Raw genomic sequence first — 25,672 nt, forward strand, 5'->3', positions numbered from 1 at the left:
GAGATAGTATTTGCATGTAAGCTTGTCGCTTTGGTATGCTCATTATTACAACCATAAGAGGGAGAAGCATACATGATTATAATTAAAACTGAGGCGGAAATTAACCGCATGCATGAAGCCGGCAAAATTCTAGCCGAAATCCATAGACAAATTGCCAAGCTGATTGCACCTGGCATTACGACCCATGAGATTGATCAATTTGCTGAGAAGCTTATGAAGCAATACGGGGCAACACCTGAGCAAAAAGGGTATAAGGGTTATCAATTCGCAACCTGTGCATCGATAAATGATGTGATCTGCCACGGGTTCCCGAAGAAAGAGAAGCTGAAGGATGGGGACATCGTAACGATTGATATGGTCGTTAACTTGAACGGCTGGCTTGCGGATTCCGCATGGTCGTATGCTGTTGGTAATGTCTCGGAAGAAGCGGATCGTCTGCTGCGGGTAACGAAAGAATCCATGTACAAGGGTATCGAGCAAGCGGTTGCCGGTAACCGAATCGGCGATGTATCCCATGCGATTCAGGCTTATGCCGAAGCGGAAGGCTTCTCGGTTGTCCGTGACTTTATCGGTCATGGTATTGGCCAGGAAATGCATGAGGATCCGCAGGTGCCGCATTACGGCCCGCCAAGTAAAGGCCCGCGTATCAAGGAAGGTATGGTATTCACCATCGAGCCTATGCTTAATGTAGGCACCTACCAAATGAAGATCGATTCGGACGGCTGGACTGCACGCACGAGAGATGGCAAGCTGTCTGCGCAGTATGAGCATACCATTGCGATAACAGCGAATGGTCCGATCATTTTGACGGAACAATAAGAGTAAAGTTGAAAAAGGGGATATTCGTCTGGACGGTTCACACTGCCCATGCGGAAATCCCTTTTTTCGTGTTTTATTTTACATCTGTTCAATACCCCCTCTGAACGAAAGAAAACCTTACATAATCAGTAATAAATTTACAAAACTATTGCGTGACAATTCAGAATTCTTCCCCTAAAATGAGGAAAATGATGCCGCCTTCTTCCAATCGTTACATAACTATGTAAGGTGAGTATCGACAAATAGGGATAGAGAGGGAGGATTTTGTTTGTTGAAATTAAGAAAGAAAACATGGAAACGAACACTTGCAACAGTGGTAACGGCTGGATTAACCGTTATGCCTTTTTCTGCGATTGCGTCTGCCTCAGGAGAAGGGGCAACGGTGCAGCTTCGGATATTGGAGACGACAGACCTGCATGTGAACATCGTCAACTATGATTATTTCGCGGACAAGCCTACGGATGAGTACGGTTTTGCCAAGACAGCAACGCTGATTAAGCAGGCGCGGGAAGAAGCGGCGAACAGCCTCTTATTCGACAATGGTGACTTGATTCAAGGCAATCCGCTGGGTGACTATGTTGCGACGGTAGATCCGCTGCAGCAAGGGGAGACCCATCCGGTCTACAAGGCGCTTAATCTGCTGGATTATGATGCGGGCAATATCGGGAACCATGAGTTTAACTATGGACTCGACTTTTTGAAAAACTCGCTCGCCGGTGCTGATTTTCCTTATGTAAATGCCAATGTGTATGTCGATGACGGCGATAAAGATGAAACCAACGATAAGAACTTATTTACTCCTTATCTTATTCTCGACAAAGAAGTGAAGGACGAAAGCGGCGCGGTCCATAAGCTGAAGGTAGGGGTAATTGGCTTCGTACCGCCGCAGATCCTGCAGTGGGACAAAGCGAAGCTTGAAGGTAAGGTTATTACAAAAGATATCGTGAGGACGGCCGAGAAATATGTGCCGGAGATGAAGGCAAAAGGAGCCGACATTATTGTCGCCATCCCGCATTCCGGCTTTGAGGATATTGCTCAGACGGAGATGATGGAGAACTCGGTGCTCTATTTGAGCAAAGTGAAAGATATTAATGCCATCCTGTTCGGACATGCCCATAAGATATTCCCGGACAAATCATTTGAGGGTAAGTCAGGCGTTGATCTGGAGAAGGGTACTATTAACGGAGTGCCAGCAGTGGAGCCAGGCTTCTGGGGCAATAACCTCGGGATTATTGATCTGACCCTGCAGTTGACTGATGGCAAATGGTCCGTGGCGAATTCGAAGACGGCTGTAAAACCAATCTATGACACCGTGAATAAAAAGCCGCTTGTGGATGCAGATCAAGAAGTACTGGATGCGGTAGCGGAAGATCATCAGCATACGCTTGATTATGTGCGAGGTCCGGTAGGGACCACAACAGCACCAATCAACAGCTTCTTCGCGCTGGTGCAGGATGACCCGTCCATTCAAATTGTGACGAATGCGCAGAAATGGTATGTGGAGCAGCAGCTGCAAGGCACCGACTATGAAGGTATTCCAGTCTTGTCGGCAGGTGCACCATTCAAGGCGGGCGGAAGACAAGGTCCAGGCTACTACACAAACATTCCTACAGGCAGCGTTGCCATTAAGAACGTAGCCGATCTTTACCTGTATTCGAATACGGTTAATGCCGTGCTCGTAACGGGTGCAGAGCTGAAGGAATGGCTGGAGTGGTCGGCAGGACAGTTTAACACGATTGACCCGACAGGCACGGAGAAACAGGAACTGATCAACTATGACTTCCCAACGTATAACTTTGACGTTATCGATGGTGTAACGTATCAAATTGATGTATCGAAGCCTGCCAAATACACAGGTACCGGTGATGTGCTGAATGCGGGCTCCAGCCGGATCGTAAACCTGAAATTCGCAGGGAAACCAATTGACCCCGCTCAAAAGTTTGTTGTTGCATCGAACAACTATCGTGCATCATCAAGCAAATTTGCGAATCCGGACGGCAAACGAATCATACTGGCTTCTCCAGATGAGAACCGCCAGGTCATCATCGACTACATTCGTTCGTTCAAGACGATCGACCCTGCAGCTGATGGCAACTGGTCGCTTGCGCCAATCAACGATAAGGTGAATGTATCCTACAAGACATCGCCAGACGCGAAGAGTGCAGCGGAAGCCGTCAAGTCGCTTGCTTATGTAGGGACTACGGCAGATGGTTATGCAGAGTTTAAACTGAACTTTGCCGCACCAGCGACGACCGAACCGGAACCGCCAGCGAAGCCAGATCCAAAACCACCGGTGAAGCCAGATCCAAAACCACCAGTGAAGCCAGATCCTAAGCCGGAACCAAAGCCGGAGGCACCAGCAGATATTGCCTACATCGTGAAGAAGGGCGATACTCTATGGGCAATCGCGAACAAATACGGCACGACTTGGCAGAAGCTTGCGAAATATAACAAGCTGAAAAATCCAAATCGGATTTACGTCGGTCAAAAGATTCTAATTCCAGCAAGTAAATAAAGGCTAGGCAAAAGGATGACTTCTGACATGATCAGGAGTCATCCTTTTTGCTTGGACTGTTTTTTTGTTAGGATTGACGCTTTTCCCAGCTGGGTTTACGCTAGTCGTAAGAACAGGCTGCCGGATAACGGCCGCAAGAATAGGAGAACCAAGATGGGCAAGGGCGGCGCCAAACGGCGTAATGTAGGTATCTTCGCGCATGTGGATGCAGGGAAAACAACAACAACGGAGCATATGCTGTTTGCGAGTGGTAGAACACGTGCGCTGGGCAGTGTAGATGCAGGGACGACGCTTACGGATTGGCTGGATGTCGAGAGGGAGCGCGGTATTTCTGTACGTGCGGCAACGACGTCTTTTGTATGGCGGGATACGGATATTAATCTGGTAGATACGCCTGGGCATGTCGATTTTTTGTCAGAGGTAGAGCGTTCGCTGCGTGTTATGGATGGTGCCGTGCTTATTATTTCAGCGGTTGAAGGCGTGCAGGCACAGACAGAGATGATCTGGAGCGCGCTGCACAAGCTCCGTATTCCAACGATTATTTATATCAATAAAATGGACCGGATCGGGGCCGACCGTGAGTTGGTGCTGCGTGATGTTCGCAGCTATCTGTCGCCGGATCTTATAGAGGTACAACAGCCGCTTGGTAACGAGCAACAATTCATGGGCTCCGTGGATTCGTGGGGTCAGGAAGCGGATGAAGCAGCCTCAACTGCTTTAGTGGAAGCGGTTGCGGAACGTGATGAAGAGCTGCTCCAGCGTTATATCAGCGGCGAAACGGAAGATTGGAAGAACCATGCTGCTAACATGACGAAGCGTGCGGGCCTTTTTCCCGTGTTATATGGCGCTTCGGGTAAGGGGATTGGAGTAACCGAGCTGATGGACGCCATCATCGATTACTTGCCTGAGCCTGGAGGTGAAGCGAGTGCTTCGTTATCAGGGATTGTATTCAAGATCGAGCGGGATAAAACGATGGGCAGAATGGCATATGTCCGGTTGTATGAAGGAACGATGCGCAACCGTGATGTCATAAGGAACTATACGCAGAATATGGAGGAAAAGGTTACACAAATCCGCAAGGTCGAAGGCAGCCGCTCGGAGGATCTTGGCGTGCTGGAAGCAGGAGATATTGCGGCTGTATGCGGGATGTCCCATGTACGGATTGGCGATATTATCGGTGTTCCTGATGCTGTGCCGGAGGAAGTGCGGCTTGCTGTGCCGCTGCTTACTGTGCAGGCCCATTGGGCGGATCAGCAGCAATACCCGGCTTTGGTTCGAGCTCTTCAAGAGCTGTCCGATGAGGATCCACTGCTGGATGTACAGTGGCTGCAGGAGGAGCGGGAGCTGCATGTGAAGGTGATGGGTCCGATTCAGCTTGAGATTCTGACGAGTGTGCTGGAGAACCGGTATGGTCTGCAAGTTCAGTTCGGACAGCCTTCTGTTATTTATAAAGAGACGCCTAGTCAGCCGGGGGAAGGTTATGTTGCGTATTTAATGCCGAAGCCTTGCTGGGCGATATTACGGTTCCGTATTGAGCCTGGGGAACGTGGAAGCGGCTTGCAATATGAAGCATTCGTTCGTTCAGAGGAACTTCTCCCGCAATATCAGAATGAGGTAGCTAGACGTGTGCCAGAAGCGCTGCAGCAGGGGCTGAGGGGCTGGGAGGTCGTCGATCTGAAGGTAACGCTGATCGAGGGTCAGCATCATGTGTGGCATACACATCCGCTGGATTTTGCCGTGGCTACGCCTATGGGGATAATGAACGGACTTGATTCGGTGGGGACGAAGCTTTTGGAACCAGTGCTGCAGTTCCGGATTGTCGTGCCGGAAGAAAATGGCGGGCGCGTCATGAATGATCTTGTCTTGATGCGCGGTACATTTGATGCGCCAACGTTTCAGGGCGACCGACTGATTATTGAAGGACGTGTGCCTGCGGCTACTTCGCTTGAATACCCAATGGAGCTGAACTCGTTGACGAAGGGGCGGGGAACGATCGCTACCTTTTTCGCCGGTTATGAGGAATGTCCGCCGGATGTAACGGCAGAACGTACGCGGCGCGGAGTGAATCCGCTCGACCAATCGAAATATATATTAAGCGTACGCAAGGCGCTGCAAGGATAACTTAGTAGACATACTGGATAAGAAGCAGTGTTAAGGCAGATAGCAGAACCGTTGTGATAGCCATTGCGGCCAGTGGTCTCAGAGCTTTGGTGAACAAGGTGCGGAGGTCTACGTGAAGGCCAAGGCCTACCATCGCCATCGCAAGCAGGAAGGCCGGAGCCTGTTGGAGTATCGCCATCACATGGTTTGGTATCTCTAATGCTGTGCCGGGTGTCACGCTTCCGAATACACTCATTAGGACAAACCCGATAAGGAACCAAGGGAAGGCAACGGGTGTTCTGGAGGTGATGTGGCCTCGGCGCTTCATGATCAAGAGCAGGATAAAGCTTACAGGAACCAATAACAGCACGCGGCTAAGCTTTGCCAAGAGACCTGTCTCTATAGCATCTGGACCAGCAGCACTTGCCGCAAGCGGAACATGTGCAATCTCATGCAGAGTTAGGCCGCTCCATACGCCGTATTGGGCATCTGTGAGGGGCAGTATAGGAAGGAGAATCGTATATCCGATGGCAGCTATCGTGCCCAATAAGGCAATCAGTCCAGCTCCAGCGGCTGTATCCTCTTCTTTTGCTTTCAAGATTGGCGAGACAGCTGCAATAGCAGCTGCCCCGCAGATCCCGGTACCAATCCCCAGCAGGAGAGACAGCGAGGTATCTGCCTTTAGTCTGCGGGCAACCAGCAGTGTACATCCGATGGCGAACACGACCGTTACGGCTCCTTGCAGCAGAAGCATAGGTCCTTGATGGAGCAACGTACCGAAATTGAGTTTAAGGCCACATAATATTATCGCAAGACGAAGCAGTTGTTTGGAAGCGAATTGTATACCCGCTCGAAATCGCTCTGGGTAACCGAAGAATTGGCGCGCAATGACTGTTCCTACTAAAGCAATCGCCATCTGACCGATATGATCAAGGCCGGGCAGCCGGGCCAGCTCATAGGCTGCGAAAGCGATGGCAACGGTGAACATCAGGCCGCATAACCACTCGAGCTTAGGAGTATGGCGTTTATTTTTTGGAGTGAGGATATATTGGACTAGCGTGCTCATTTGTCATCACCTCGAAGATTATTGTGATTGCTGATGAGCTAAGCTTACTTGACTCCTTATAATAAGAAAAATAAATAGTTATAATAATCATAATAACGAAAAGCTTATGATTGAGTTGAGGTGAAAGGCAGTGGATCAATCCTTGCTTGTCTTTATGACGGTTGCGGAGAAGCATAATTTCACTCGTGCCGCGGAGGTGCTTCATATGACCCAGCCAGCGGTGAGTCAGCACATTCAAGCACTAGAGAGCAGTATCGGCACAAAGCTGCTGGATCGCAGCAATAAATACGTCCGCCTGAATAAAGCGGGGGAGATCGTTTATCAGCATGGTAAGGAAATCGAAGGGCTGTATACGCGCATGCACCGGCTTGTTGATGATTTGATGCATACAGCAAGCGGCTTGTTGTCCATCGGAGCGAGCTATACGTTTGGCGAATATGTGCTGCCGCATACGATTGCGTATTTGCAGAAGCATTACCCCCTTATTAAGCCAACCATTACAATTGGCAATACGAAGGAAATCAGTACGCTGGTTGCTGAAGGACGGCTGGATATCGGTATTGTTGAAGGGGAGCTTGAGCATGAGAAGCTGCATGCGGAGTCTTTTGCCAAGGATCAGATGTATGTCGTCGTAGCGGCTTCCTCACATCCTTTTGGAGCGGCTGACGATATTGATGCCGCCAGCTTACAGCAGGAGACATGGATTGTCCGGGAAGAGGGATCGGGTACACGTGAGGTGACGGAACGGATGTTTTTGAAGCAAGGCATTCAGCCGTCTAACCGCATGGAATTTGGCAGTACGCAGATTATTAAAGAATCGGTAGAGGCTGGTCTTGGTATCTCGCTGCTCTCGCATTGGGCGGTGAGAAAAGAGATTGCGCTTGGCACCATATCCAAGCTGACAGTTGGCGGCAGGCCGGTTGAACGCGACTTCTCGCTGCTCACTGGGCTCCATCAGCAGCAGACGAAGGCGACGGAGCTGTTTATCGATATTTTAAGAACGCAGAAGGGCCTGCCGGAGCAGGCGTGATTGAGATTAATACCAAAAACGGCGTGCCACTCAGTGTGGGACGCCGTTTTGATTATTTAATCCGTATTTTTGAAAGTATGAGATTTACTCAGTGATTCGAGAGTAGGCTTCGTCACTCTGCCGGTCTCAGGATAAGAGCCCTTCGTATCTCCTGCATTAACGATGGTCTCTCTAGAAGCTGCTGTGTTAATGGCAATTGTCTCAAGAAGCTCGAGCGCTCTATCAATGGCTAGAAAAATGACGCCTGCCGAAATTCCTGAAACCAGCCAAGTAATGGCAACATTCCACCGGAACGAGCCGTCATAGTAATTGTCCAGAGCGGCAAGTACAGGATCATCTGAATTCCCAGCAATAACAGCTCCTATTACGCCTCCAAGAATGGACAACCAGCCTAATAATTTAAGTACTTGGTTCAAAGGCTTCTCTCCTCCAAGTATTAGTGTTGGAAATAGAGTTATGACAGCCGATACACGGCAAATGGCTCACCGTTACGGAAGGACTGGCTTAACGCATCCAGTTCCTCTAATGCTGCGGCATCAAGCGGCAAGGTAACGCTGCCCAAGTTATGCTCCAGCTGTTCTGTGCTTGTAGCGCCAACAATGACGGTGGAGACAGCAGGCTGCTTCATCAGCCAGGCAAGTGACAATACGCTGGCGGAATAGCCAATCTTGTCTGCCATTTCACTGACCTGGCGGCCAAGTGCGAGGTTGTTTTCTGCGAAGAAGCGGGTGAAGCCTGGATTAGTCTCCGCACGTGAGCCCGCAGGCGCTGCTTCGCCAGCACGGTACTTACCTGTCAGAATCCCGCCTGCAAGCGGGAAGTACGGGATAATCCCTACTCCTTGGTCAAGACAGACGGGTACAAGCTCGCGCTCTGGTGTCCGGTCGGCGAGCGAATAGCTTGTCTGTGTCGAGACAAACCGGCTGAGCCCAAGGCGGTCGCTGATGCCAAGAGCTTTCATGAGCTCCCATGCTGCATAATTGGATGCTCCAATGTAACGCACTTTGCCGGAGCGGACCATGTCCTCAAGCGCACGCAGTGTTTCCTCGAGCGGCGTCTCGGGATCAAACGTATGAATCTGATACAGATCGACATAGTCGGTCTTTAGCCGTGTCAGACTTCCTTCCAGCTCCTGCATCAGGTGATAGCGGGAGGAGCCTTTTGCATTTGGACCGTCGCCTCTTACTAGGCCTGCTTTGGTTGCGAGCACAACTTCATGCCGTCTGCCTTCCAGTGCAGCGCCAATAATGGATTCCGATGCAGTTGCGGAATAAATATTGGCAGTATCAATAAAGTTAATCCCGCGGTCGATCGCATGGTGGAGAATGCGAGCCGATGTTGTTTCGTCAGCGCGTGAGCCAAAAGAATTCGTGCCGAGTCCAAGTGCAGACACTTTAAGTCCACTTCCTCCAAGCCGGTTGTATAACATCGTGATCCCTCCGTTTAGGTTCAAGGTAAAATTCGTTGCAGTTAGTATAGCAAAACGCGCTTAAGAGATGCTATATTTTTAGTAAGCTTGTCTTCTGTATTTGGCATAAAAGTAAAGCGTTTACTTATACTAAATTAAGGGAGATTTAAGCTGTATAGTTTATATTACTAGTAGGGTGCAATACTTTGTATCGGGGGGATGGGGAAAATGACGCGTCTGCCGGTTGCCTATTCGATTATCGTTCCGGTCTGTAATGACGAGGAAGCGCTATTCGGCGCTTATAAGCGCCTCAAGCAAATCATGAAGCCTACCGCCGCTAGTTATGAATTTATATTTGTTGATAATCAAAGTACGGACCGTTCAGCCGAAATGCTGCGTGTATTTTGCGTGGCGGATGTTCGGGTAAGAGTCATCTATTTGTCCGATCGCTGCGGCCATGCAGCTGCTATTTCAGCTGGTGTTGACCATGCGGTGGGAACGAGAATTGCCATTATGGAAGTGAAGCCGATAGACCGGGGAGCTAGCCTGGTCTATCAGGCCAATCATCCTGACTATACAATCCGCGCGATGGAGGGCTTCACACATTCTCCGTTATGGGATGCAATACCGGCAGGACTATAGCTATAGCCAGGAAGCAAGGTGCTGCTGTAATTTTTCCGAGATGGGTGTGAGCGGCAGCCGGACTACGTCTGTGGCAATGATGCCTTGCTCGGCCAGCAGCCATTTCAGGGGAGCGGGGTTTGGTTCTTCGAACAAGAGCCGGATCAACGGCAGGAGTGTGAGAAAAGATTGCCTGCTTGCTTCCAGCTGTCCTTGGCGAAGCTGCTCATACACTTGTACGAATGACGATGTGCGGACATTCGCGGAAGCTAGTATGCCGCCAGCTGCTCCGCAGCACAGCATGGTATGGAAATACGCGTCTTCACCGCATAAGACCGGCTTATGGCTGCCGCTGCGGGACAGCTCAAGCATAAGCTCAATGCCGCCGGAGCTGTCTTTGATCCCGATGACACCTTTAAGTTCAAGAATAGACCGGACTGTGTCTGGGGTAAGCCGGACACCGGTGCGGGACGGAATCTCATACGCGATGATGGGAACGCCGGTGCTTGCAGCCTGCCGATAGTGCTCGATTATGCCTTCCTGTGAAGGCTTACTGTAATAAGGGACAACGACAAGCGCCGCATCGGCGCCAAGCTCGCCGGCGAGCGCTGTCCGTCGTACCGTGGAGGCTGTATCGTTCGTACCGGTTCCAACGATTATCGGGCTGATGTTGGTTTTGCAGAGAGCAATCGCGGAGGTTGTTAAGGAAATCAATTCTTCGATCGTCACGGTGGGTGCTTCACCCGTTGTTCCATTGACCACAATGCCATTCACTCTATCCCCAAGCAATTTCCCCACATAAAGCTCGAATGAAGCCAGATCCAATTCTCCATTTGCCAGAAACGGCGTCACAACAGGGACATAAATGCCTTGCAAATCTTGTTCGTTTAACATAAACAGCGCCTCCTTGTATGGAACTTCTGTCTTTACTTTAGCATGTCACAAGTATTACAGTTATCTATAATGTTTCATGAGTATCATCAATAATATTAATGATTGTGAGTAATAGAGGTGTTGGTATGGAGCTGGCTTATTTACAGACCTTTTGCGAGGTAGCGAGAAGGCGAAGTATTACACGGGCTGCAGAGGAGCTTGGATATGCGCAGTCCAGCGTTACGATTCAAATTCAGAAGCTGGAAAAAGAGTACGGCGCACCGCTGCTGGAGCGGCATGGCAGGCAGATGCGCCTTACGCCGCCAGGTGAGAAGCTGTTTGCATTGGCGATTCAGATGCTGGAGTTATATGACCAGTCTATAGAGACAGTGGCTGGTTATGCAGGGGGCACGCTTGTTATTGGTGCGATTGACTCCCTCTCGGCCTATTTTCTTCCGCCATACTTGCAGCAGCTTCGTCAGCTTTTCCCGGAGCTGACCATCCAATTGCACCCGGATCAGGAGTCCAATATCGTGAGCAAAGTAAAGGATGGAGAGTATGATATTGGACTGCTGCTTGATGCTAAAAAAGCCGATTCAGCACTTCGCTGCGAGTCAATCCGGGAAGAGCCGCTTGTCTTGGTTGCACCAAATAGTCACTCGCTCGCCAATATGAACAATATGGAGCTTAATGATCTAAATGGTGTGGAATTGATTATGTCAGAGGAAAGCTGCATGTACCGCGGGATGTTCGAGAAGGTGCTGAGGGAAGGCGGCATTACCTTCACGGCTTTATTCGAGCTTGGCAATCCGGAGGCCGTGAAGCAGTGTGTGATGAACGGTCTTGGGCTAGCGCTTCTACCACAAATGGTCGTTGCTGATGAACTTAGTCAGGGCAGACTCGTTGCGCTGCCGTTTACGCACCCGGACATCCGTTTTGATCTGCAATACATGATTCATCCCCGCAAATGGATGTCCCAGCCACTGGAGGCTTTTATTCAGCTTCTGGGCGGCAGATAATCAAAACAAAAAGACGCTTAGATTCTCTATTGAGAGAGTCCAAGCGTCTTTCTTTTATTCCGGATGATTATGCGTGGCACTGCCAACCATATACGGTGACGTAACGCCCTCGTACATCAAATGCATCGTCATGCCGACCGCCGCATGGGCGAGATTATGGCAGTGGTCCATCCATAGTCCGGGATTGTCGGCCTTAAAGGCAACCTCGTATACTTCACCTGGTGCAACATCAAGCGTATCCGTCCACCAAGGGCTGCCCTTTACCGCCTCGCCATTACGAGACAGGACAAGCATATGATGACCGTGCAGGTGCATCGGGTGATCGACGGCACCGCGATTGACGATGGTTGTCTTCACTAGTTCATCTTCGCTTACCATGAACATGGGAGTGTCCGGGAATACTTTGCCGTTGATCGTGTAATTGAAGGTAAGCTTGCCGTTATAGAAGCCAAGCTGGTTGTCCAGTACCATCGTGAATTCCCGGTCGAAATGGCTGTTAGCATCAAATGGTGTAGGAGCTGGTGTCCCATAATGCGTCGGGTCGAACACTGGCATGTTTGACACATGCTCCGGCAGATCGCCTTTTCCATCGGGACTCATGACGATGCCAAGCTTGCCGCCTTGATTAACACTTAAAGTGACAGGTGTCTCCGGCATGATGAAGCTTACATCATACCGGCCGCCAGTTATGAGATCTAGACTGACATTCTCCAGGTCGCTGGGTTCATGCAGATCAGTTCCGTCAATGGCAGCTACTTGGAACTTCGCTCCGAGCAGCTTATACGACTGCCGAACCCAATCATCTGTATTCGTCAGTCGAAGTCTTACAGGTGTGCCAGGTTTAATCTCGATGTGCTGGATACCATCGTTATCGCCAATGGCGACCCCGCGGTCTTCCCAAATATGCGTCATGACCGTAATATCCTTCGTTTCCGGCGGCATGCCTCCCTCTGGTTCTACGACTAGTGAACCAAACAAGCCTTTCTGCACAGCTTCCTTCGAATCTTGATGGGAATGATACCAGAACGAGCCGACCTGCTCAGCAACGAACCGATAGGTGTAGGTTTCTCCTGGCATTACAGCGTTTTGCGTCGCCCCTGCTACGCCGTCCTCGGCATTGGGAACATCAAGACCATGCCAATGCAGGGTTACTCCTTCTGTAATGTCTTTGTTAATCAGCTTAATCTCTACAAGCTGACCTTTGCGCATCCGCAGCTCTGGACCAGGGATTTGGCCGTTGTAAGTCCACGCTTCTACGGTGCGTCCTGAGGCAAGCTTGACGGTCTTCTTCTCAGCCGTCAGCGTATAAGATACATCCGCCGTACCTTCCGCTGGACCTGTCAGACTGTCGACAGAAATTTCCTGTGTGGTCTCAGCATCAGCGGATGCAGTTGCGGCAATTGCACCGCTATGATGATGCTCAAGTGTAGAGCCGGTTCCGTTATCCATCGGTCCTTCTGCCATAGCAATTGTGTCCGGCAGGCGGCTCGCCTGCAGACCGCTATAGAAGGGGATACTGCCAAGAGCAAGAACCACCAGCGTAATGGCACTACGACGCATTAACCTCATCCAGGGACGGTTCATCGGCATTGATCCGGTAAGGCTAACCCTGCTACTACGATTAACATGAGATAACCACAGCGCCATGCCGGCTACGATGAGCACCACTAGTGGGATCGTACCGTTTAGCATCTCAAACGGAACGGTAGTCGTGAAGGTCCAATACATACCGGTCAGGGAGCCCAGCGCCACAAATTGATAGGGTGCAACAAGTGCAGCCTGTGAGGCACGGCTTAACAGCCGTACATCAAGTGTAGAGTCCGTCTTACGCATGGTTGCCTGCCGAATCCGGCGAAGTCTCGGATAAGCCGCCAGCCAGGTCATTAGCATAGGGATGATCAGTAGAGGCGGGATGAGCAGACGATCCCGCCAGAAGACAGGATCGGTATTTGTCATAAGCAAAATGATCCCTGCTACCACTCCGGCGCTGCACAGTGATAAGTAGACAGCCCATGTGATTAATTTCCGTGCCTTTCGGTTGAGCTTCGCTTCGGTTCCGCTGTAAAGCAAAGCGGATGCCTTATTTCCGGCAACCCAAGCGAGCAGCAGGGTGAGAAGCAGCAAACCCCGCACAATACTAATAGCCGCAAAATACATACAAACAATTCCTCCGTCCCGGCATTACCGCGGAAAATAGTACATCTGATTCCAAGAAGCTAACTTGTCTCGAATGTGATAATATAGTCATAGTTCATTGTAGCCCGGGCGATCATTCGCCTTAACCGTCTTAGGAATGGACTCGAACTAGACTTTGGGCCGGGAGAAGAAACGTTTGCCGGCAGTCAGCCGTATAAGATTAGCAAATTAATGATAAGGAGGTGAATGCATTGTTAGAGCTGCATGAGCTGCATGATTTGATCCCATATATATTCTCAATAAGTATTCTGTGCTCGATTGCCTACGCGGCGTATTTTGCTCATCATTCGATGGACACAGAATTCAACACCATCCAGAAGCGGATCATATGGGAGCCAATCGTTCCGATTGTGGTCGTGATCCACCGCTTGGGACGAATTCAGCACTGGCTTACGCGGCGGATTAAAAGAAAAGAAGCGCCAGATGGTGATTCAGCGGATTGTAACTCCTCGTTTGGGAATGCCGCACAGCATGTACACAAACGAGGAGGATTTTTATGGGAAAGAAGAACAATGCATTCACCGCTTTTTCTAAAAAATATAGAATTCTAGCAGCAATCGCAATACTGGTTATCGTCAGCGGCTGCGGCGCGCAAGGAACAATTGATTCCGATACGCCGGGCTTTTTCAATCATTATGTCGTATTTCCGTTCTCGTATTTGATTCAGCATATCGCATCATTTTTTGGTGACAGTTATGGTATGGCGATCATTATTATGACGCTGCTCGTGCGTATTGTGCTGCTGCCTCTTATGCTGCGCCAGTACAAAGGTCAACAAACGATGAAGCAGAAGATGAGTGTTATGCAGCCAGAGCTTAACAAGCTGAAGGAGAAATACAAAGAGAAGACGCCAGAAAATCAAGCGAAGCTTCAAAAAGAAACGATGGCGTTGTACAGCCAACATCAATTTAATCCGATGTCGATCGGCTGCTTGCCGATGCTTATCCAAATGCCGATTCTGACAGGCTTGTATTATGCGATCAAAATGACACCTGAGCTTGCGCAGCATACATTCCTGTGGTTCCAGCTTGGTACTGCGGATCATGTCCTGCCGTTCCTTGCCGGAGCTATCTATTATGTACAGTTCCGTGTATCACAGATTGGTGCAGACCCTGCACAGCAGAAGCAAATGGCGATGCTTGGCCTTCTTTCGCCAGTTATGATGATGGTCTTCTCATTCAGTGCGCCGGCAGCTGTGCCATTGTACTGGGTAGTAGGGGGGACGTTCATGATTATACAGACCCTGGTATCGAAGCGGATGTACCCAACATTAACGACAACGACGGATACAAAGATCGCTCAAGCGAAATAATAGGAGGACGCATTCCTTGTTACGTACAGGGGATGCGTCCTTTTTTTTGTTCAAAAATCCACGTCTATGGCGATATTCGTTCTTGGGGGGCTGTTTCCCGCACATTGTAGATGCTATACTTGAGTTAGCTCCTTACCGCGAGCCGTCAGCTGGTCCGCTGGGAGGTGGAGCTGCTTTGCCCTTTTTGGGGTATCTATCGATCAGCTTGCTTGTTGCGTCCGGCAAGATCATTTGTGGCATTTCCTCTGTAAACAAGCCGAATTTCGGATCGATATCTCTCTCCGTTACGAGATCATCCTTGTTGTCCATCGTCCATTCACACTCCTTCCAAGTCCTGTCGTTAGGTTGCCCTTTACCTTTTCTTTCGAATACATAAGCAAGCCTTGGCATAGTATGCCTGTCCATCAACGGTTACAATAGAATAAGGGATTTAGATCGGCACAATCGAATAAAAGGAGGAACTTTTTCGATGATGAAACTTTTTCCGGCCAGCGCTCGCCATGCCGTTGATTTGGGGTGGCTGCGCAGCGCGCAAAGCTTCTCGTTTGGGGAATATTTTGATCCTGATAACTCGAGCTTTGGTGTTATGCGTGTACTGAATGATGACCAGATTGCGCCGGGGCGTGGTTTTGGCGCTCACCCGCACAGCGAGATGGAGATCGTAACCATTCCTTTGACAGGAAAACTGAAACATGAAGATAATCTTGGCAATATCGAAGTGACATCTGCTGGGGAAGTACAGCGTATGTCTGCCGGTACTGGGATTATCCATGCTGAATATAACGATTCCGATACGGAGGAAGGCAGTTTTCTGCAGCTTTGGTTTATGCCGAAGGAGCGGGGGATTGCGCCTTCATACGAGATGGCCAGCTATGATGAAGAGAAGCTTCAGAATGCTCTGGTGCCGGTTGTGACACCGGATGGAGCTGCAGGGACAGCAAGCATTAATCAGGATATGACGATTTATTTGGGACGTCTGCAGCGGGGAAGAAGGATCTTTTTCCACCAGAAGACGGGTCGTCGTGCATTTGTGATGGTGCTGGAAGGAAAGCTCAATCTGAATAATATTGCGATGGGGCCTAAGGATTCGATCCGCGCAGAGTTTGAACCGGATTTTGTACTGTCAGCGGAAGAGTCCGCTTTTGTTATGCTGATTGATCTGCCATAAGAGGATGAAGTAAAAGATTTTTTGATGCTAACGAAGCAAGAGATTTTTTGATGCTTACGTAGTAAGAATCGCCACGTATGGCTGGGGGTAAGCCATATTATGTGGCAATTCTTTTTACGAAGTAAGAATTACCACACGTGGCCCAGGATAGGCCATACTGTGTGGCAATTCTTTAGGTAATGCTTACGAAGTAAGAATCGCTACACATGGCTAGGGATTAGCCATTAGGGTAGCAATTCTTTTTAGGAGGAACCCAAAATGAACGAAACACTACTGATTAAACACGCCGTTGGAGGCAGAACTTTTGTGGATTCGGTGAAGCAATCTGTCTCTTATGAGGTAGAGCATGCGGATGATCAATGGCAGTTTACCGTACACACACCGAAGCATCCTGTGATCGAAGAGCTCCTAAAGTGGAAACAAGAGCTGAACGTGTTTATTTTCCGAACATATGATGACGGCCGCCCAACGTTAAAGATTTGGTACTCGGTCGCGGCAGATACGGTTAGATATGATGCAGCAGGGCAAAAACTGATGTTTTCGGCCGTTTCCTGCATTGAATATATACCAAATGAGTTCGGATACAAATTGTAACGAATATTATTTGGAAAAAAAGCCCTGAAAATGAAAAATACTGATTTACTACTACTTTAGTCCCTAGTACAATATACATGGTTGAGTTACTAGGGAGGAGGAATAGTAAATGTTTAGTTGGTACAGTCTTGTGCTATTTATTCATATTCTTGCCGCTGTAATGGGCCTTGGCACCGCCTTTGGATTTCCGCTTCTCGTTAGAAGTGCAAAAAATGTCTCACAAGCGATGTTTACGCTTCAAATTGTGAAGAACATGGAAGTTATGCCTAAGGTCGGCAGCATTACTCTTCTCCTGACCGGCATCATATTGGGTATTAAGGAGCCGGATCTTTTTGCCACAGGTTGGTATATCGCTTCAATCGTGCTGTATCTTCTCGCTCAGGTCGTTGTCATCGGTATGCTGCCGAGATACGCTAAGGAGCAGATGGCCATCCTTGCGAATCATCAGACGGAAGATATTCCGGCGGCTTATCGTGCTATCGGTAAGAAGAGTCTGCAGTGGGAGTTTGTCACACATTTTCTTGCATTTATGCTGATCTTGCTTATGGTGTTTAAGCCAACCTTCTAATTCTTGTACATAAAAAGCTCCTTCGCTTCATACATGAAGTGTAGGGGCTTTTTTCGTCATTAGTTTGATATCGCATGTATGAAATCCGCGGTATAAGACACGATAAAGTGACGGGGTTTATGAAGACCGTACCATATTTCACATATGAAGGAGGCGTACCCACATGTACAATCGGAAAAAAATCCAAGAAGAAATCCCAGAGGCTGTCACCAAAATTTGGTCATGCACAAGTGATGACTGCAATGGCTGGATGCGCGACAACTTCTCATTTGACCAGACCCCAACCTGTTTATTGTGCCATTCACCAATGATAAGTGGGGAAAAGATGCTTCCACTGATCGTTAATATGACGGATCAATGGAAGCTAAGCGCTGCTGTAACGACGGCAACGGCGGAGTAAAGTGGGCAATAGGGGATGCCTCCTAAGGAGGCGTCCTCTTTTTGTTGTCTTGACAGGTGACTCGATCGTCATTAGAATTGTGGCGACAAAAAGGTAGTTAGTTTGGAGTGTTAATTTTGATAAAAGGTACGGATTCTACACGCGCTGCAGCACCAAAAGCGGTACTGTGGATGGCGCTATTGCTTGGATCGCTGTCTGCATTTGCTCCACTCTCCATTGATATGTATTTGCCGGCGCTGCCGGAGCTGGCAGGTGATTTCCATGCAGGGACGTCGATGTCCCAGCTCAGCTTAACGGCCTGTCTGCTCGGTATTTCCCTTGGTCAGCTGTTTATTGGACCAATCAGTGATGTTCGGGGACGACGGAAGCCTTTGCTTATTGGACTTGTTGTATATATTGCAGCTTCTATTCTTTGTGTAACAGCTCCGTCAATTGAGACCTTTGTGCTGCTGCGCTTTGTACAAGGGTTTGGCGGCGCGGCCGGGATTGTTATCTCGCGTGCGGTCGTGCGGGATTTGTTCGAAGGAGCAGGGATGACGAAGTTTTTCTCCATGCTTATGCTGGTGAATGGGGTCGCGCCAATAGCTGCTCCAATTGCCGGAGGACAAATCCTGAAGTGGACGGAATGGCGCGGTGTATTTATCGTGCTGACGGTGATTGGCGTGGTTATGTTTGTTGCCGTATGGTTCGGAATGAAGGAGTCCTTGCAGGAGAAGAACCGCTCGGAAGGCGGAATCGGCAATATGCTGCTGAAGTTCCGAGGGCTGCTGACGGACCGCATCTTTATGGGATATGCACTCACGCAAGGCTTTGTTGTAGCGGCGATGTTCGCTTATATCTCCGGTTCACCTTTCGTTATTCAGAATCTGTTTGGCGTATCGCCGCAGGGATACAGCTTATGCTTTGCGATCAATGGTCTGGGTATTATCGCGGCAAGCCAAATTGCAGGGAGACTTGCCGGCAAGGTAAGTGCGACGACATTACTGAAGACAGGTCTTGGCCTCGCGTTTGCAGGTGGTCTTGTACTGCTGATTTCGGTGATCGCCGGCTGGGGCTTGTTTGCGGTGCTGGTGCCTTTATTCTTCGTAGTCTCGAGTGTTGGGATTGTGCAGACGGCCAGTTTCTCGCTCGCGATGCAGAACCAGCAGCAGTCCGCCGGCAGCGCTTCGGCGCTGCTTGGTCTGTTGTCCTTTGTGTTCGGCGCCTGTATGGCGCCGCTTGTTGGGCTTGGCGGCAGCGAAGCCGCACAGCCCATGGGAATTGTTATTGCTGCAGCTGAAGCGGCGGCTGTGCTCAGCTACATTGTTCTCGTGCGGCGGGGACGCTAGAGGGACGTAACGATACAGAAAAAAGAGCTTCTGACCGGCTTGATCGGCCGTCAGAAGCTCTTTTGCTTGCATAAAGTTCATCGTAGGTGTAGTAGTGGAGGGGGATGCGTCTCAAATTGGTGAATCAGGCACGAAGTAATCGTGCCTCATGTTACTTTACTTGACGCCGCCGATAGGAGCAGGCGTTTCTTCGCTAAGCAGGCTGCTGCGCCACTGTGTGTAACGCTCCCAAGCTGCTCCGCTGTCGAGCAAATCTTTGCATTGGTATATCGCTTCCTCAACTGAATCAGCGCGATCTGCAAGACGCAGCCGGACGGCCGCATTCAGCAGAACTTGGTTTACGTAACCGATATGGGCTTTCCCTTGCAGAACAGCCTCGACGGTCTCAATCTGCTCCGCAGCGGTCCATTCTACATGCTCAGGAAGTGTCGTTTCCAGACCATAGGTCTCCGGATCGATAACATGCAGCCTTGCTTCGCCGTTCTCGACGATATAAGTGCGGGTTGGGCGCTCAATGAACAGATCTTCAGAGCCTTCTGCTCCCTGTATGATCAGGGCTCTGCGGTATTGCAGATCGGTGAGCAGCTTGCTCATGCGATCAAATACGGTATTGTGGTAAACGCCAAAGACCAGATACGGCGAATGGGAAAAATCAATCAGCTTTTCTGCTGTATTAAGTACCGTACGCATGCCAAGCTCCTCGCGGATGTCTCGCAGCTCCTTCAGCGGCGGGCACCATTCCTCGGTATCAACAAACAGCACGCCAGTAGCCGCAGCAGTTGGTACAACGCGGTCACGCTTTAGCTGCTCCTTGCCAATCCCAAGCTCAGCCAGCATATCGAGCAGCGTTACGCCCCATTTCGGAGGCAGCGATTTCGCGCCATGCAGCGTAACAGGCAGGCCCGCTGAAGCAAGAAGGAAAGCTGTTGCGAACGAAGCGAAGAAGGTTTTGGTCCGTCCGTCATATGGCCCTGCACAGTCCAGTCCTTCCTGAATTGGAGCACGGTATGCAGCATCACGGCAAACATTCACGAAAGCCTCCAGCTCCTCGACACTTTCCATCTTAATACGTTCAGCTATAAAGAAGGCACCCATCTGGGCAGGGGTCGCTTTCCGGTTCATGATCCAGTCGGCCGCTTCCAGCGCTTCTTCATAAGTAAGATCTCGTGCACCTCTTTTTCCGCGTGCGACTTCCTTTAATAGTTTTGTAAACATAGCAGCACCCCTCTATTTTTGCTCCTGCAGCAGTTGGTAGACTTTTACGATTGATGTGGCTACGTCAACGATCCGTTTGCGCTCATTCATTGCCTGCTTGCGCAGCAGGTCGTAGGCTTCAGCTTCAGACACCTGTTTTATTTTACATAAGATACCTTTCGCCATGTCAATCCACTTACGCTCTTCCAGACGCGCCTCCAGCTGCTTGCGTTCATTCAGCCATTGCTGTCTCTCGAAGCAGGTTTTCGAGCCGAAATGAAGCGCCCAATGCATCTCCTGTTCACTCATCGATGGCGTCAGAACACCATCAATAGGCAGGTCATCCTCGCAAAAGGCTGCTGACGAGGCTGCTGTATCCGCACTGCACCACCAGAGCATAGGTACTCTTTTGCGCTGAAGAAGCCGGTTTCCCCAAACCTTCACTTCCCCTAGAGCTAGGTGCAGAATAACGGCATCTGCTTTTGGTAGATGAGTTTTGGCCATCTCATCGTTGCTTGCAAACAGAACCGAATAACCGTATTCCTCAAGTGTTTGTTCTATAGACAGCACATTTTCCCCGGGATTGTCGATTACTAACAGAGAACGCATGTAACCCTCCTCTTCCCCTACGCACAATTTATCTTTTGTCATTATATATAACATAGAAAACGTAAAACTGTCGATACGCACATTTGTTCATTTTATATGTTAAGTATGTTGACATGAGTGAATATGCCGTTGTATAGTAACGGTACGACTTACCTCTTACAAGGCAAAGATAAGAGTGAGTTGAACTCTAAGCTTTACGATACCTATAACGTTAAAACAAATAAACTTTCATGAATACAATGGCGTATTCATCTGAAGCGGCAATGAAGCCTGACTTCGTCTTTTGCAAGAACGCACTTTTGCGTCCACCTGCGAAATTCGAGGCCAGGCTTTTTCTATTTATAAATAGGCGGAGAGTTAGAGAGATGGAGAGGAGAATGACAATGGGGAATCGGAAAAAATTGGTGCTGGTTGGTAACGGAATGGCGGGGGTACGGGCAATTGAACATCTGATCAAGCTTGCTCCGGATGCTTATAGCATTACAATATTTGGCGCAGAGCCACACCCGAACTATAACCGAATTATGTTGTCCTCGGTGCTTGCTGGCGGAACGGACATGAAGGATATCGTTATCAACGACTGGGACTGGTACGCGGACAATCATATTCAGCTGCATGCTGGACATACGGTAACGAAGATTGATACAAAGCGGAAAAAGGTATACTCCCAGCAAGGGATTGAAGCGGATTACGATGTATTGATTATGGCGACAGGCTCGAATCCATTCATGCTGCCTCTGCCGGGCGCGAACAAAGAGGGAGTTATCGGCTTCCGTGATATCCGTGACACGGAGATCATGCAGGAAACTTCCCAGAAGTATAAGAAGGCAGCTGTAATCGGCGGTGGTCTGCTTGGACTCGAGGCAGCACGAGGCCTGCTTAATTTGGGAATGGACGTATCCGTTGTTCATATTAATGGAATTCTGATGAATCGCGAGCTGGATGAGCCGGCTGCACGGATGCTGCAACGTGAGCTTGAAGCGCAAGGGATGAAGTTCCTCCTCAGTAAGCAATCCGTAGCGATTACCGGCAGACGCCGCGCGAAAGCTTTGCAGTTCGGGGACGGCAGTGAGGTAGAGGCTGATCTGATTGTTATGGCGGTTGGTATCCGCCCGAATGTTGAATTAGCGAAGCTGACAGGCATCGAAGTTAATAGAGGAATCGTCGTAGATGACTTCATGCGGACGAATATCCCAGATGTATACGCGGTAGGCGAATGTGCCGAGCACCGGGGTATCGCTTATGGTCTGGTTGCTCCACTGTATGAGCAAGGCGCGGTGCTGGCTAAGCTGCTGGCTGGTGTTGAGACGACAGGTTATGAGGGTTCGGTTACTTCTACTAAGCTGAAAGTATCCGGTGTAGATGTATTCTCGGCAGGTCAGTTTGGTGAAGGGCCAGGCACAAGAGCTTTGCGTATTCAGGATGATCTGGCTGGTACGTATAAGAAAATTGTGATCAAGAACGGTAAATTGGTTGGGGCTGTGCTATTCGGTGATACATCTGACGGATCCGAGCTGTTCGCCATAATGAAAAAAGGCGAGTCGGTCGAAGGCAAGGAGAAGGAGCTGCTGCTTGGCTTCTCGCCTGCTGCAGGAGGGGCGTCGTCCCCGGCAAGCCGTCTGGAAGCGATGGCGGATGATGAAATTGTCTGCGGCTGTAACGGTGTATCGAAAGGTGATATCGCGGATGCGGTATTGAATAAAGGCTGCAACACATTGGCCAGCATTAAAGGCTGCACGAAAGCTTCCGCATCCTGCGGCGGCTGTAAGCCTCAAGTAGAAGGGCTGCTGAAGCTGTATGCCGGTGATGCAGCAGGTGTGCCGGTGAAAGAAGGCATTTGCGGCTGCACCGAGCATTCTCGTGATGAGATTGTTGCAGCCATTAAAGAAATGCGCCTCATGACGGTTAAGGAAGTCATGAACGTAATGCAGTGGAAGAACGAAGAAGGCTGCACGAAATGCCGTCCTTCTCTGAACTACTACCTCGGCATGTTGTGGCCGGCGGAGTACGAGGATCAGAAGGAATCACGCTTCACGAACGAGCGCTACCATGCCAACATCCAGAAGGATGGCACGTATTCGGTTGTTCCTCGTGTCTACGGTGGCGTAACTACACCAGCTGATTTGATTAAGATTGCTACCGTTGCAGAGAAATTTGATGTTCCAATGGTGAAATTCACCGGCGGTCAACGGCTTGACCTCTTGGGCGTGAAGAAAGAAGATCTGCCGAAGATTTGGGAAGAGCTTGATATGCCTTCCGGCCATGCTTATGGCAAGACGCTCCGTACGGTCAAAACCTGTGTAGGCAACACCTTCTGCCGATTTGGCACGCAGGACTCTATTGGGATGGGGATTCGGATGGAGAAAGCATACGAGCGTATGACAGCTCCGGCGAAAGTGAAGCTTGCTGTATCGGGATGTCCGCGTAACTGCGCAGAAGCAACGATTAAGGACCTTGGCGTTGTGGCAATTGACGGAGCCTGGGAGCTTCATGTAGGCGGTAACGGCGGTATACATGTGCGTGCCACTGAGCTGCTCTGTGTTGTGAAGACGGAAGATGAGGTAATGGAATGGTCTTCGGCCTACCTGCAATATTACCGTGAGAATGCGACATGGAATGAACGTACCGCACAGTGGATTGAACGTGTAGGACTTGATCATATCAAGAAAGCTCTCGAGAATCGTGAAGACCGTCTGGCTCTGGTAGAACGTCTTGAGAAGACACTCAGCTACACAAAAGATCCATGGAAAGAAATCGTAGAGAACAAAGAGCTGCGCAAAAACTTTGAGCAATTATCCGGTGCTCAGCCGGTGCAAGGATAGGGGGAGCTTCTATATGGTGACAAAGGTGCTTGTAGCAAAACTAACGGATATCGACGTATTAGGCTCTCGTACAGTGCAGATCGACAATACCGACATTGCGATCTTCCGCCTGACGGACGGCAGTGTGAAGGCAGTCGAGAATAAATGCCCGCATAAAGGCGGCAGGCTTTCGGAAGGCATGGTATGCGGCACTAATATTCACTGCCCGCTGCATGATTGGAAGATCGATCTGAGGAACGGACAGGTGCAAGAACCGGATGACGGCTGCATCAAAACATTTGAGACGGAGATCGACCCAGGCAGCGGCGAGATCTATATCACCCTATAGAGTAGAGACCGAGACAAGAAGGAGGGATTGCAGATGGACTATGTGAAACCAGCTGAAGTACTAGAATCGATGGTAGAGGCGGGCACGGCGAAGGCGGAGATGAGTGCATCGCAAATGCTAATGAGAGGTTTTCTTGGCGGCGGCATACTGGCCTTTGCTACAACACTAGCCTATACGGCAACGACACAAACCTCACTTGCTCTAACCGGGGCCATTATTTTTCCGATAGGCTTCGTCATCATCGTCCTTCTTGGACTTGAGCTTGTGACCGGCAGCTTTGCACTCATTCCTCTATCGGTGTTTAAACGGAAAACAACCCTTTCCCGCATGATGGCCAACTACGGGCTTGTCATCATCGGCCACTTGATCGGTTGTGCCGTGTATGCGGCTTTATACGGTATGGCGGTTACAAAGATGGGGACGGATATGGCTAATCCGCTCGCCCAAATGCTTATTCAAGTAAGCGAAACGAAGACACTTGGTTATCAAAAAATGGGCTTTGATGGTATCATTCTGGTCTTCATCAAGGCAATCCTGTGTAACTGGATGGTTACGCTCGGCGTTGTGATGGCGATGACCTCGAAATCCACGTTAGGCAAAATCGTAGCGATGTGGCTGCCAATCCTGATGTTCTTCGAGCAAGGTTTCGAGCATGCGGTTGTGAATATGTTCGTCATTCCTGCAGGTATGATGCTTGGTGCGGATGTAACGATCACAGACTGGTGGGTGTGGAATCAAATCCCTGTACTGCTTGGCAACTTTGTAGGCGGTGCGTTGTTTACAGGCTTTATGTTCTACTGGTCGCATAATAAGAAAAAAGATTCCGAGAGCCAGGCTTTGCAAGCAGGCTTACCAACTACACCGGCACTTGCTGCCGAGAAAAGCGGCCTGTAATGCGGGCGCCGGCAGGTAAGGTATACATTGTTGGTGCGGGACCAGGAGATCCGGAGCTGATCACGGTAAAAGCCATTCGGCGAATTGGTCTAGCTGATGTGATTCTTTACGACCGCCTTGTGAATGAAGAATTGCTCTCTTATGCCCGTCCAGGTACGGAGCTGGTCTACTGCGGTAAGGCACCTAACGCGCATGCAATGCCGCAGGAACAGATTAATAAGACGCTTGTTGCCTATGCGAAGGAAGGGAAAACGGTCGTCCGCCTAAAAGGGGGCGACCCCTTCGTCTTCGGGCGCGGCGGTGAGGAGGCGTTGGAACTGGCTGAGAATGGGATTGAATGGGAGATTGTGCCCGGCGTAACATCGGCAATTGGTGCTGCGGCATCAGCTGCGATTCCGCTGACGCATCGCGGGAAGGCAGCATCGTTTGCCTGCGTTACCGGCAATCGCTGCCACGGGGATCAAGAACCGGTACGTTGGGATTTGCTCGCTCATAGTGTAGATACATTAGCAATCTATATGGGCGTCAGCCAGCTTGGCGTGATCCGTGAGGAACTACTGAAACATGGCAAAGCATCGTCAACGCCAGTTGCTATTATTGAGCAGGGCACGACAAGTAAGCAGCGCGTGATTACAGGTACACTGGCCGATATTCATAAGCTGGCGTTATCGATGAAAGTGGTCAATCCGGCGCTTATTATTGTTGGTGAAGTAGTTAAGGTGCGCGAGCAGCTGCTGCTTGCGGAACAGCAGGCAGAAGCCTGGGTTATGTGATAAATAGTGAAAATAGGCGATGATTAACAAATTTA

The 25,672-nt window shown here is 49.8% G+C and carries 25 protein-coding genes; 17 read left to right on the top strand and 8 right to left on the bottom strand.

Annotation, left to right across the window (positions count from 1 at the left end):
- Positions 1 to 72 precede the first annotated feature (72 nt).
- The 3 genes from map (at position 73) to AC0YNT_RS09720 (ending at position 5,455) form a co-directional block, all read left to right on the top strand.
- Positions 73 to 819 carry a type I methionyl aminopeptidase gene (gene map, locus AC0YNT_RS09710; RefSeq protein WP_167281092.1) on the top strand — a complete coding sequence of 249 codons (747 nt, stop codon included), beginning with the start codon at positions 73 to 75 and terminating at the stop codon, positions 817 to 819.
- 271 nt (positions 820 to 1,090) lie between these two features.
- Positions 1,091 to 3,334, top strand: a complete 2,244-nt coding sequence (locus tag AC0YNT_RS09715) for a bifunctional 2',3'-cyclic-nucleotide 2'-phosphodiesterase/3'-nucleotidase (protein WP_475804555.1) — start codon at positions 1,091 to 1,093, stop codon at positions 3,332 to 3,334.
- Positions 3,335 to 3,487: 153 nt separating this feature from the next.
- On the top strand, positions 3,488 to 5,455 hold the full coding sequence (locus AC0YNT_RS09720; protein WP_475804391.1) for a GTP-binding protein: 1,968 nt from the start codon (positions 3,488 to 3,490) through the stop codon (positions 5,453 to 5,455).
- A 1-nt stretch (position 5,456) separates the two neighbouring features.
- Here the strand turns inward: AC0YNT_RS09720 and AC0YNT_RS09725 are convergent, their stop codons facing one another.
- Entirely contained in the window at positions 5,457 to 6,500 is a 1,044-nt protein-coding gene (locus tag AC0YNT_RS09725) for a YeiH family protein (RefSeq protein ID WP_475804392.1), read from the bottom strand.
- A gap of 130 nt (positions 6,501 to 6,630) precedes the next feature.
- On the opposite strand from AC0YNT_RS09725, the gene AC0YNT_RS09730 reads away from it, so the two are divergent.
- Positions 6,631 to 7,530, top strand: coding sequence for a LysR family transcriptional regulator (locus tag AC0YNT_RS09730; protein WP_475804393.1), 900 nt, complete (start codon positions 6,631 to 6,633; stop codon positions 7,528 to 7,530).
- 56 nt (positions 7,531 to 7,586) lie between these two features.
- On the opposite strand, the gene AC0YNT_RS09735 is transcribed toward AC0YNT_RS09730, so the two are convergent.
- The gene (locus AC0YNT_RS09735; RefSeq protein ID WP_475804394.1) at positions 7,587 to 7,946 is read right to left on the bottom strand and encodes a hypothetical protein; all 360 of its coding nucleotides are present in this window, start codon (positions 7,944 to 7,946) and stop codon (positions 7,587 to 7,589) included.
- Positions 7,947 to 7,984: 38 nt separating this feature from the next.
- Complete coding sequence (locus AC0YNT_RS09740; RefSeq protein WP_475804395.1) at positions 7,985 to 8,959, bottom strand: aldo/keto reductase; 975 nt, start codon at positions 8,957 to 8,959, stop codon at positions 7,985 to 7,987.
- Between the two features lie 207 nt (positions 8,960 to 9,166).
- Here AC0YNT_RS09740 and AC0YNT_RS09745 point away from each other — a divergent pair, with 207 nt between their 5' ends.
- A complete protein-coding gene (locus AC0YNT_RS09745) occupies positions 9,167 to 9,580 on the top strand; it encodes a glycosyltransferase (RefSeq protein ID WP_475804396.1) in 414 nt (137 codons plus the stop codon).
- Here the strand turns inward: AC0YNT_RS09745 and dapA are convergent, their stop codons facing one another.
- Entirely contained in the window at positions 9,581 to 10,453 is an 873-nt protein-coding gene (dapA, locus tag AC0YNT_RS09750) for a 4-hydroxy-tetrahydrodipicolinate synthase (protein WP_475804397.1), read from the bottom strand. It lies immediately after the preceding gene.
- Between the two features lie 125 nt (positions 10,454 to 10,578).
- Between dapA and AC0YNT_RS09755 the strand changes: the two genes are divergently transcribed.
- Positions 10,579 to 11,451: a LysR family transcriptional regulator gene (locus tag AC0YNT_RS09755; protein ID WP_475804398.1), complete on the top strand. Its 873-nt coding sequence runs from the start codon at positions 10,579 to 10,581 to the stop codon at positions 11,449 to 11,451.
- Between the two features lie 54 nt (positions 11,452 to 11,505).
- On the opposite strand, the gene AC0YNT_RS09760 is transcribed toward AC0YNT_RS09755, so the two are convergent.
- Complete coding sequence (locus AC0YNT_RS09760; protein WP_475804399.1) at positions 11,506 to 13,608, bottom strand: multicopper oxidase family protein; 2,103 nt, start codon at positions 13,606 to 13,608, stop codon at positions 11,506 to 11,508.
- Between the two features lie 230 nt (positions 13,609 to 13,838).
- On the opposite strand from AC0YNT_RS09760, the gene AC0YNT_RS09765 reads away from it, so the two are divergent.
- On the top strand, positions 13,839 to 14,198 hold the full coding sequence (locus AC0YNT_RS09765; RefSeq protein ID WP_475804400.1) for a hypothetical protein: 360 nt from the start codon (positions 13,839 to 13,841) through the stop codon (positions 14,196 to 14,198).
- Positions 14,144 to 14,959 carry a membrane protein insertase YidC gene (gene yidC, locus AC0YNT_RS09770; protein ID WP_475804401.1) on the top strand — a complete coding sequence of 272 codons (816 nt, stop codon included), beginning with the start codon at positions 14,144 to 14,146 and terminating at the stop codon, positions 14,957 to 14,959. The genes AC0YNT_RS09765 and yidC overlap by 55 nt, the downstream gene beginning before the upstream one ends.
- Positions 14,960 to 15,091: 132 nt before the next feature.
- Here yidC and AC0YNT_RS09775 read toward each other — a convergent pair whose 3' ends face one another.
- The gene (locus tag AC0YNT_RS09775) at positions 15,092 to 15,268 is read right to left on the bottom strand and encodes a hypothetical protein (RefSeq protein ID WP_475804402.1); all 177 of its coding nucleotides are present in this window, start codon (positions 15,266 to 15,268) and stop codon (positions 15,092 to 15,094) included.
- Positions 15,269 to 15,428: 160 nt separating this feature from the next.
- On the opposite strand from AC0YNT_RS09775, the gene AC0YNT_RS09780 reads away from it, so the two are divergent.
- The 5 genes from AC0YNT_RS09780 to AC0YNT_RS09800 all read left to right on the top strand — a co-directional run bounded on the left by AC0YNT_RS09780 (position 15,429) and on the right by AC0YNT_RS09800 (position 19,017).
- Positions 15,429 to 16,127 (top strand): pirin family protein, encoded by a 699-nt coding sequence (locus tag AC0YNT_RS09780; protein ID WP_475804403.1) that lies wholly within the window; start codon positions 15,429 to 15,431, stop codon positions 16,125 to 16,127.
- Positions 16,128 to 16,385: 258 nt separating this feature from the next.
- Entirely contained in the window at positions 16,386 to 16,721 is a 336-nt protein-coding gene (locus AC0YNT_RS09785; protein WP_475804404.1) for a hypothetical protein, read from the top strand.
- A gap of 109 nt (positions 16,722 to 16,830) precedes the next feature.
- Complete coding sequence (locus AC0YNT_RS09790; protein WP_475804405.1) at positions 16,831 to 17,289, top strand: DUF2269 family protein; 459 nt, start codon at positions 16,831 to 16,833, stop codon at positions 17,287 to 17,289.
- Positions 17,290 to 17,452: 163 nt separating this feature from the next.
- Positions 17,453 to 17,689: a cold-shock protein gene (locus AC0YNT_RS09795; RefSeq protein WP_167281077.1), complete on the top strand. Its 237-nt coding sequence runs from the start codon at positions 17,453 to 17,455 to the stop codon at positions 17,687 to 17,689.
- Positions 17,690 to 17,859: 170 nt separating this feature from the next.
- Positions 17,860 to 19,017, top strand: coding sequence for a multidrug effflux MFS transporter (locus AC0YNT_RS09800; RefSeq protein ID WP_475804556.1), 1,158 nt, complete (start codon positions 17,860 to 17,862; stop codon positions 19,015 to 19,017).
- A 156-nt stretch (positions 19,018 to 19,173) separates the two neighbouring features.
- Here AC0YNT_RS09800 and AC0YNT_RS09805 read toward each other — a convergent pair whose 3' ends face one another.
- Both AC0YNT_RS09805 and AC0YNT_RS09810 read right to left on the bottom strand, forming a co-directional pair.
- Positions 19,174 to 20,232, bottom strand: a complete 1,059-nt coding sequence (locus AC0YNT_RS09805) for an anthranilate phosphoribosyltransferase (RefSeq protein WP_475804406.1) — start codon at positions 20,230 to 20,232, stop codon at positions 19,174 to 19,176.
- A gap of 12 nt (positions 20,233 to 20,244) precedes the next feature.
- A complete protein-coding gene (locus AC0YNT_RS09810; protein ID WP_167281075.1) occupies positions 20,245 to 20,820 on the bottom strand; it encodes an ANTAR domain-containing response regulator in 576 nt (191 codons plus the stop codon).
- A gap of 383 nt (positions 20,821 to 21,203) precedes the next feature.
- Between AC0YNT_RS09810 and nirB the strand changes: the two genes are divergently transcribed.
- The 4 genes from nirB to cobA are packed head-to-tail and all read left to right on the top strand — an operon-like array spanning position 21,204 to position 25,637.
- Entirely contained in the window at positions 21,204 to 23,642 is a 2,439-nt protein-coding gene (gene nirB, locus AC0YNT_RS09815) for a nitrite reductase large subunit NirB (protein ID WP_475804407.1), read from the top strand.
- Between the two features lie 13 nt (positions 23,643 to 23,655).
- Positions 23,656 to 23,970 carry a nitrite reductase small subunit NirD gene (gene nirD / locus AC0YNT_RS09820; RefSeq protein ID WP_475804408.1) on the top strand — a complete coding sequence of 105 codons (315 nt, stop codon included), beginning with the start codon at positions 23,656 to 23,658 and terminating at the stop codon, positions 23,968 to 23,970.
- Positions 23,971 to 24,003: 33 nt separating this feature from the next.
- The gene (locus AC0YNT_RS09825) at positions 24,004 to 24,864 is read left to right on the top strand and encodes a formate/nitrite transporter family protein (protein ID WP_475804409.1); all 861 of its coding nucleotides are present in this window, start codon (positions 24,004 to 24,006) and stop codon (positions 24,862 to 24,864) included.
- Positions 24,864 to 25,637, top strand: coding sequence for a uroporphyrinogen-III C-methyltransferase (gene cobA, locus AC0YNT_RS09830; protein WP_167281072.1), 774 nt, complete (start codon positions 24,864 to 24,866; stop codon positions 25,635 to 25,637). Before AC0YNT_RS09825 ends, cobA begins: the two co-directional genes overlap by 1 nt.
- Positions 25,638 to 25,672 lie beyond the last annotated feature (35 nt).

Source organism: Paenibacillus sp. J22R56 (assembly GCF_056269375.1).